This is a genomic window from Streptomyces glaucescens (assembly GCF_002154375.1).
Lineage (GTDB): Bacteria > Actinomycetota > Actinomycetes > Streptomycetales > Streptomycetaceae > Streptomyces > Streptomyces glaucescens.
This window is the reverse complement of sequence record NZ_MUND01000061.1, coordinates 1-7,564: the sequence shown is the minus strand read 5'-3', so window position 1 is coordinate 7,564 and position 7,564 is coordinate 1. Positions and strand designations below refer to the sequence as shown.

The following is a 7,564-nucleotide window of genomic DNA, read 5'->3' as shown; positions in this document are numbered from 1 at the left end:
GCGGCGCGCCGCCCTCCTCGTCGGTCACGGGAACCATCGCGCGTCCCGCGTCGTCAGCCGAGCGCAGCTCCTTCAGGGCCTCCGGCGGGACGGGGTGTGCGGTGTACGTCGTCATGGCTCCAGCGTCACGCGCGGGCGGCCCGCTGACCGGCGGTATCCGGACATCGCGTTCGGTGGAGGTCCCGTGGAAGGATGGCGCAACCCACACATTCGAGGAGATGACCGCGTGCCTGGCACAAACCTGACTCGCGAAGAGGCGCAGCAGCGGGCGAAGCTGCTCACCGTTGACTCGTACGAGATCGATCTCGACCTCTCCGGCGCGCAGGAGGGCGGTACCTACCGGTCCGTGACCACGGTGCGCTTCGACGTCGCCGAGGACGGGGCGGATTCGTTCATCGACCTGGTGGCGCCGGCCGTCCACGAGGTGACGCTCAACGGGGACCCCCTGGACCCCGCGGAGGTCTTCCAGGACTCCCGGATCGCCCTGCCCGGTCTGCTGGAGGGCCGCAACATCCTGCGCGTGGTCGCCGACTGCGCGTACACCAACACCGGTGAGGGCCTGCACCGGTTCGTCGACCCGGTCGACGACCAGGCGTACCTGTACACCCAGTTCGAGGTCCCGGACGCCCGCCGGGTGTTCGCCTCGTTCGAGCAGCCGGACCTGAAGGCGACGTTCCAGTTCACCGTGCGCGCGCCGGAGGGCTGGACGGTGATCTCGAACTCGCCGACGCCCGAACCGAAGGACAACGTCTGGGAGTTCGCGCCGACCCCGCGCATCTCGACGTACGTCACGGCGCTCATCGTCGGGCCGTACCACAGCGTCCACAGCGTGTACGAGAAGGACGGGCAGAGCGTCCCGCTCGGCATCTACTGCCGTCCCTCGCTCGCCGAGTTCCTGGACGCGGACGCCATCTTCGAGGTGACCCGGCAGGGCTTCGACTGGTTCCAGGAGAAGTTCGACTACGCGTACCCGTTCGAGAAGTACGACCAGCTGTTCGTCCCGGAGTTCAACGCGGGCGCCATGGAGAACGCGGGCGCGGTCACCATCCGCGACCAGTACGTCTTCCGGTCCAAGGTGACCGACGCGGCGTACGAGGTCCGCGCGGAGACCATCCTGCACGAGCTGGCCCACATGTGGTTCGGCGACCTGGTCACCATGGAGTGGTGGAACGACCTGTGGCTGAACGAGTCGTTCGCCACCTACACGTCCATCGCCTGCCAGGCCGCCGCGCCCGGCTCCCGCTGGCCGCACTCGTGGACCACGTTCGCCAACTCCATGAAGACGTGGGCGTACCGGCAGGACCAGCTGCCGTCCACGCACCCGATCATGGCGGACATCCGCGACCTGGACGACGTGCTCGTCAACTTCGACGGCATCACCTACGCCAAGGGCGCCAGCGTGCTCAAGCAGCTCGTGGCGTACGTCGGCGAGGACGAGTTCTTCCGCGGCGTGCAGGCGTACTTCAAGCGCCACGCCTTCGGCAACACCCGCCTGAGCGACCTGCTGGGCGCCCTGGAGGAGACCTCCGGGCGTGACCTGAAGGCCTGGTCGAAGGCGTGGCTGGAGACGGCCGGCATCAACATCCTGCGCCCGGAGATCGAGACGGACGCCGACGGGACCGTCACCTCCTTCGCGATCCGCCAGGAGGCCCCCGCCCTGCCCGCCGGCGCCCAGGGCGAGCCCGTGCTGCGCCCGCACCGCATCGCGGTCGGCCTGTACGACCTCGACGAGACCTCCGGCAAGCTGGTGCGCACCGAGCGTGTCGAGCTGGACGTCGACGGCGAGCGGACGGCCGTACCGCAGCTGGCCGGCAAGCGCCGCCCGGCCGTCGTCCTGCTCAACGACGACGACCTGTCCTACGCGAAGGTCCGCCTCGACGAGGCCTCCCTGAAGGCGGTCACCGAGCACCTGGGCGACTTCGAGGCCTCCCTGCCGCGCGCCCTGTGCTGGGCGTCCGCCTGGGACATGACCCGCGACGCCGAGCTGGCGACCCGCGACTACCTGTCCCTGGTCCTGTCCGGCATCGGCAAGGAGTCCGACATCGGCGTGGTGCAGTCGCTGCACCGCCAGGTCAAGCTGGCGATCGACCTGTACGCCGCCCCGGCCGCCCGCGAGACGCTGCTCACCCGCTGGACCGACGCCACCCTGGCCCACCTGCGGTCCGCCGCGCCGGGCAGCGACCACCAGCTGGCGTGGGCCCGCGCGTTCGCCGCGACCGCCCGCACCCCGGAGCAGCTGGACCTGCTGGAGGCGCTGCTCGACGGCGCGCAGACCATCGAGGGCCTGGCCGTGGACACCGAGCTGCGCTGGGCGTTCGTCCAGCGGCTGGCCGCGGTGGGCCGCTACGACGAGGCGGAGATCACCGCCGAGTACGAGCGCGACAGGACGGCCGCCGGCGAGCGCCACGCGGCGACCGCCCGCGCCGCCCGCCCGACGCCGGAGGCGAAGGCGGAGGCCTGGGCGTCGGTCGTGGAGTCCGACAAGCTGCCGAACGCCGTGCAGGAGGCGGTGATCGGCGGATTCGTCCAGACCGACCAGCGCGAACTGCTGGCGCCGTACACCGACCGGTTCTTCGAGGCGGTCAAGGGCGTGTGGGAGTCCCGCTCTCACGAGATGGCCCAGCAGATCGCCGTCGGCCTGTACCCGTCCGTCCAGGTCTCCCAGGAGACGCTGGACAAGACGGACGCCTGGCTCGCCTCCGCCGAGCCGAACGCGGCGCTGCGCCGACTGGTCTCGGAGTCCCGTTCGGGCGTCGAGCGGGCGCTGAAGGCGCAGGCGGCGGACGCGGCGACGGCGGCCGAGTAGGTCCCCCACGGGAGCGTCCCGCACGTTCCCGTACGCCGAGAAGGGCACCCGGTCCCCGCCGGGTGCCCTTCTTCGGGTCTAGGCCGCGACGTGACTTTGCGGACACGACCTAGGACCCATGGGGTACGGCGAACCCCTCCGCGGAGGGACGCGGCGGCACCCCCCGCCGCCCTACCGTCGGGGCATGAAGATCGCCATTCTCGGAACGGGCACGGTGGGCCGCCATCTCGCCCAGGGCTGGCTGCGCGCCGGCCACGACGTCGTCCTCGGTTCGCGGCAGCCGGAGGAGGCCCGGCCACGTGCCGAGGGCCTGCCGGTGGCCGGCCTCGCCTCGGCCGTCGCCGACGCGCCGGTCGTCGTCAACGCGACGCCCGGCACGGCGTCCGTGGAGCTGCTGACGTCCGTGGGGGCGGACGCGCTGGCCGGCAAGGTCCTGCTCGACGTGGCCGTCGGCTTCACCGCGGACGGCTCGCTCTCCCACCCCGGGGAGAGCCTCGGCGAGGAGATCCAGCGGACGTTCCCCGCCACCCGGGTCGTCAAGACGCTCTGCACCGTCGACCGCAAGCTGATGATCGACCCGGACTCGGTCCAGGGCCCCTCCACGCTGTTTCTGTCCGGGGAGGACGCGGAGGCCAAGCGGACGGTCTCCGGACTCCTGCGGGACCTGGGCTGGCCGGCGGACTCCCTGCTCGACCTCGGCGGCATCAGCACGGCCCGCGGACAGGAGCACTACAGCCTGCTGTTCATCGGGATAGCGCAGGCGCTCGGGTCGTACGGCTTCGGCATACGAGTGGTGGAGGAGGCCGCCCGGCCCGCCTGACCCGCCTGACCCGCCCGACCGGAGCCGAGGCGGCGCGCCGGGCCGTGGGCGACGGGCGGGCGCGGTTACCGTCGGCGGCATGGACGAAGATCGTCGAGGCTGGCGCCGGTGCCTGCTCAGCGGGGCGGTGTTCGCCGTCTGCATGGCCGGCACCACCCTGCCGACTCCCCTCTACGGCCTCTACCAGGAGAAGTTCGACTTCTCCGAACTCACGGTCACCATCGTCTACGCCGTCTACGCCGTCGGCGTCATCGGGGTGCTGCTGCTGGCCGGCAACGCCTCCGACGTGGTGGGCCGGCGGCCGGTGCTGCTGTGCGGCCTCGGCTTCGCCGCGGCGAGCGCCGTCTGCTTCCTGTGCGCCACCGCGCTGGGCTGGCTGTACGCGGGACGGCTGCTGTCGGGCCTGTCCGCCGGACTGTTCACCGGGGCCGCCACCGCGTACGTGATGGAACTGGCCCCGCGCGGCGGCACCTCCCGGGCGACGTTCGTGGCGACCGCCGCCAACATGGGCGGGCTGGGCTGCGGGCCGCTGCTCGCCGGGGTGCTCGCGCAGTACGCCGCCAGGCCGCTCCACCTGCCGTTCATCGTGCATCTCGCCCTGGTGGCCTGCTCGGTCGCCGTCCTGCTGCGGCTCCCGGAGACCGTGCGGGAGCGGCGCCCGCTGAGTGCCGTACGGCCGCAGCGGCCCGGGCTGCCGCCCCGGGTGCGGGCGGTGTTCGGCCCGGCGGCGGCCGCGTCCTTCGTGGGATTCGCCCTGTTCGGCGTGTTCACCTCGGTCAGCCCGTCGTTCCTCGCCCAGTCCCTGGACGTGCACGACCGCGCGCTGAGCGGGTTCGTCGTCGCCCTGGCGTTCTTCTCCTCGACCGCGGGGCAGCTGGCCGTCGGCCGGGTCGGCGTGGGCCGGTCGCTGCCCCTGGGCTGCGCCGCGCTGCTCGCCGGGCTGGCGCTGCTGGCGGGCGCGCTGCACTGGGAGCTGCTGCCGCTGGTGGTGCTGAGCGCGATCGTCGGCGGCATCGGGCAGGGACTGTCGTTCCGCGGGGCGGTGGCCGCGGTGGCTCAGGCGTCCGCCGCGGACCGGCGCGCGGCCGTGATCTCGGCGCTGTTCGTGGTGGCCTACACCGGCATCTCGGTGCCGGTGATCGGGGTGGGCCTGCTGTCGGGGCCGATGGGGCTGGAGGGCGCCGGGCTGGTGTTCATCGCCTGCATGGCCGTCCTGGTGTCGACCGCGGGCGTCTACCTGCTGCGGCGCCCGGTCCCCGCCACCGAGAGCGGCGAAGGGGCGGCCACCGGCTCCCGGTGACCGCCCCTGGGCGGGCGTACGGCCCGTGTCCTACTGCTGCGCCTTGGTGGTCAGCTCCGCCGCCACCAGCTCCGCGATCTGCACGGCGTTCAGGGCCGCGCCCTTGCGGAGGTTGTCGTTGGAGACGAAGAACGCGAGACCGTTCTCCACCGTCTCGTCGTTGCGGATCCGGCCGACGTACGACGGGTCCTGGCCGGCCGCCTGGAGCGGGGTCGGCACCTCGGTGAGGGCGACACCCGGGGCCCCGGCGAGCAGCTCCTTGGCGCGCTCCACGCTGATCGGGCGGGCGAAGCGGGCGTTGACCTGGAGGGAGTGGCCGGAGAAGACGGGGACGCGCACACAGGTGCCGGAGACCTTCAGCCCGGGGATCTCCAGGATCTTGCGGGACTCGTTGCGGAGCTTCTGCTCCTCGTCGGTCTCGTTCAGACCGTCGTCGACGATGGAACCGGCCAGCGGCAGCACGTTGTACGCGATCGGCGCGACGTACTTGTTCGGCGCCGGGTACTCCACCGCCGAGCCGTCGTGGGTGAGCTTCGGGGCGTCCGCGCCGACCTTCTGGACCTGCTCGAACAGCTCGTCGACACCCGCGAGACCGGAGCCGGACACCGCCTGGTAGGTGGCGACGACCAGGGCCTCCAGGCCGGCCTCCGCGTGCAGCGGCTTCAGCACGGGCATCGCGGCCATCGTGGTGCAGTTCGGGTTGGCGATGATGCCCTTCGGGCGGTTGGCGACCGCGTGCGGGTTCACCTCGGACACCACCAGCGGGACCTCGGGGTCGCGGCGCCAGGCGGAGGAGTTGTCGATCACGACCGCGCCCTGGGCGGCGACCTTCTCGGCCAGCGCCTTCGAGGTGGCGCCGCCCGCGGAGAACAGCACGATGTCCAGGCCGGTGTAGTCGGCCGTGGAGGCGTCCTCCACCGTGATCCCGTCGAGGACCGTCCCCGCCGAACGGGCCGAGGCGAACAGACGCAGCTCGTCGACCGGGAAGTCCCGCTCGGCGAGGATCCTGCGCATGACCGTGCCGACCTGGCCGGTGGCTCCGACGATTCCTACCTTCACGGGGACTCCTCTGAGTGGCGTGTGCGTGCGTGCCCGGGCGCGCCGGGACCCTTCCATCATGCGGGGGACCGGGGCGGGTGTGTCCAATCCTTTGCCCGGGGCATGGACGATCACGCCTGGTCAGCGGTGCGCCTCAAGGGTCCAGTCGCCGAGCGCCCGGACGTGGAGGATCCCTTCCGAGACGACGTACGGGCCGGAAGTTGCGGTGACTTCCCGCCACGGGAACAGATTTTCGTCCAGCTGGCACAGACGCGGGTCGCCGCAGTTCGAGCCGTACGACACGGTGGTGTCGGGCCCGATGTGACGTACGACTCCATATCCGGTGCCCTGGGCGCGTCCGCCGAGCACGGGCACCTCGTCGAACGAGGCCGGCGCCAGCCGCCAGCGCGTGTACTCGGAGGCGGCGACGGCCACGAAGGCGGAGCCGCCCGGATGGACCCACAACGGGCCGAGGGCGGGACGGTCGCCGACGTCGGCGATGATCGCCGGCTCGCCGGACGGGTGGTTCCAGGCCCAGGCCGCCAGCCGCCCGCCTGCCGCGGGCGAGGCCCGACGAAGGCGCATGAGCGCGGGCGGCCCCTGGTAGCGCAGGACCGTGCTGCCCTTGCCCTCGACCGGGCCGGTGAGCACTGGTGCCTCCTCCTCGGGCAGCAGCCGCAGTGTCCACTCGCCGGAGTGCCTGACCCGCACGGTGCTCTCGGCCGCGCCCGAGGCGAAGGCCAGGCTCACGCCGCGGGTGCCGTGGGCGTAGCCGCTCAGCCAGCCGCTCTCGTCGCCGTGCCGGCCGACCGTCCTGACCTCCAGGCCGTAGGCGGGCTCGGCACCCCGGAACTCGTACCGGACCAGCGCCGGGCGCCCCGGCTGGGGATTGACGAGTGTGACCGTCTTCTGGCCCCGGCCCTCGTGGACGCCGCTCTTCCGGTCCGCCGAGGGGGCGCCCGCGGACAGCGGGAGGGCGGTGAGCTCCCAGTCGGTGTGGCACGTGTCGACGACGAGGAGGAGCGGCCCGTCGCCGATCCGGACGGCTGTCCCGATCCGGCCGGAGCCGCTGTGCAGCAGCTCGGGCCGCCGGAGGCCGTCCGGGGTGTCGCCCCGGTGGCAGCTCAGCCGGAACCGGCCCTGGTGGCGGCCCGCCACGCGGATCCGCAGGTCGGCCGCGGCGCCCGTGTAGGCGAGGACGTCGGGGCCTTGCCCGCGGACCGTCCCGGTGCCGAACGGGCGGGCCGCGGACAGCGGCAGGACCGAGATCGTCCAGTCACCGTTGTGGCGCACGTCCAGCCGCAGCGGGCCGCCCTTGCGTGGCGGCTGGACCAGCGCGCGACCCCGGCGGCCGGGCAGCACGCCGTCGAAGACATCGTCCGCACGGCCGGGGAGCCGGACGGTGAGCCGGTCCGTGCCCCGGACCCGCGCCTCCACGATCACCGGCCCGGCCCCCGGCGGGAACGGGGGGTCGACGGTGAGCGTCGCCGCCCCCGTCCCGCTGCGCACGTACGGCGGGGACCAGGACGAGCCGGACCGGCCGGACGGGCTCGATGTGACCGATGAGCCGGCTGGGCCGGCTGGGCCGGCTGGGTCGGGC

At 73.0% G+C, this 7,564-nt stretch carries 5 protein-coding genes; 3 read left to right on the top strand and 2 right to left on the bottom strand.

Annotation, left to right across the window (positions count from 1 at the left end; genetic code table 11):
• Positions 1-226: 226 nt before the first annotated feature.
• The 3 genes from pepN to CCN42_RS04930 all read left to right on the top strand — a co-directional run bounded on the left by pepN (position 227) and on the right by CCN42_RS04930 (position 4,926).
• Positions 227-2,806: an aminopeptidase N gene (gene pepN / locus CCN42_RS04940; RefSeq protein ID WP_086733241.1), complete on the top strand. Its 2,580-nt coding sequence runs from the start codon at positions 227-229 to the stop codon at positions 2,804-2,806.
• A gap of 184 nt (positions 2,807-2,990) precedes the next feature.
• A complete protein-coding gene (locus tag CCN42_RS04935; protein WP_086733240.1) occupies positions 2,991-3,626 on the top strand; it encodes an NADPH-dependent F420 reductase in 636 nt (211 codons plus the stop codon).
• 79 nt (positions 3,627-3,705) lie between these two features.
• The gene (locus tag CCN42_RS04930) at positions 3,706-4,926 is read left to right on the top strand and encodes an MFS transporter (RefSeq protein WP_086733239.1); all 1,221 of its coding nucleotides are present in this window, start codon (positions 3,706-3,708) and stop codon (positions 4,924-4,926) included.
• A 30-nt stretch (positions 4,927-4,956) separates the two neighbouring features.
• On the opposite strand, the gene CCN42_RS04925 is transcribed toward CCN42_RS04930, so the two are convergent.
• On the bottom strand, positions 4,957-5,985 hold the full coding sequence (locus tag CCN42_RS04925; protein WP_086733238.1) for an aspartate-semialdehyde dehydrogenase: 1,029 nt from the start codon (positions 5,983-5,985) through the stop codon (positions 4,957-4,959).
• Positions 5,986-6,105: 120 nt separating this feature from the next.
• On the bottom strand, positions 6,106-7,473 hold the full coding sequence (locus CCN42_RS04920; RefSeq protein ID WP_143661848.1) for a hypothetical protein: 1,368 nt from the start codon (positions 7,471-7,473) through the stop codon (positions 6,106-6,108).
• Positions 7,474-7,564 lie beyond the last annotated feature (91 nt).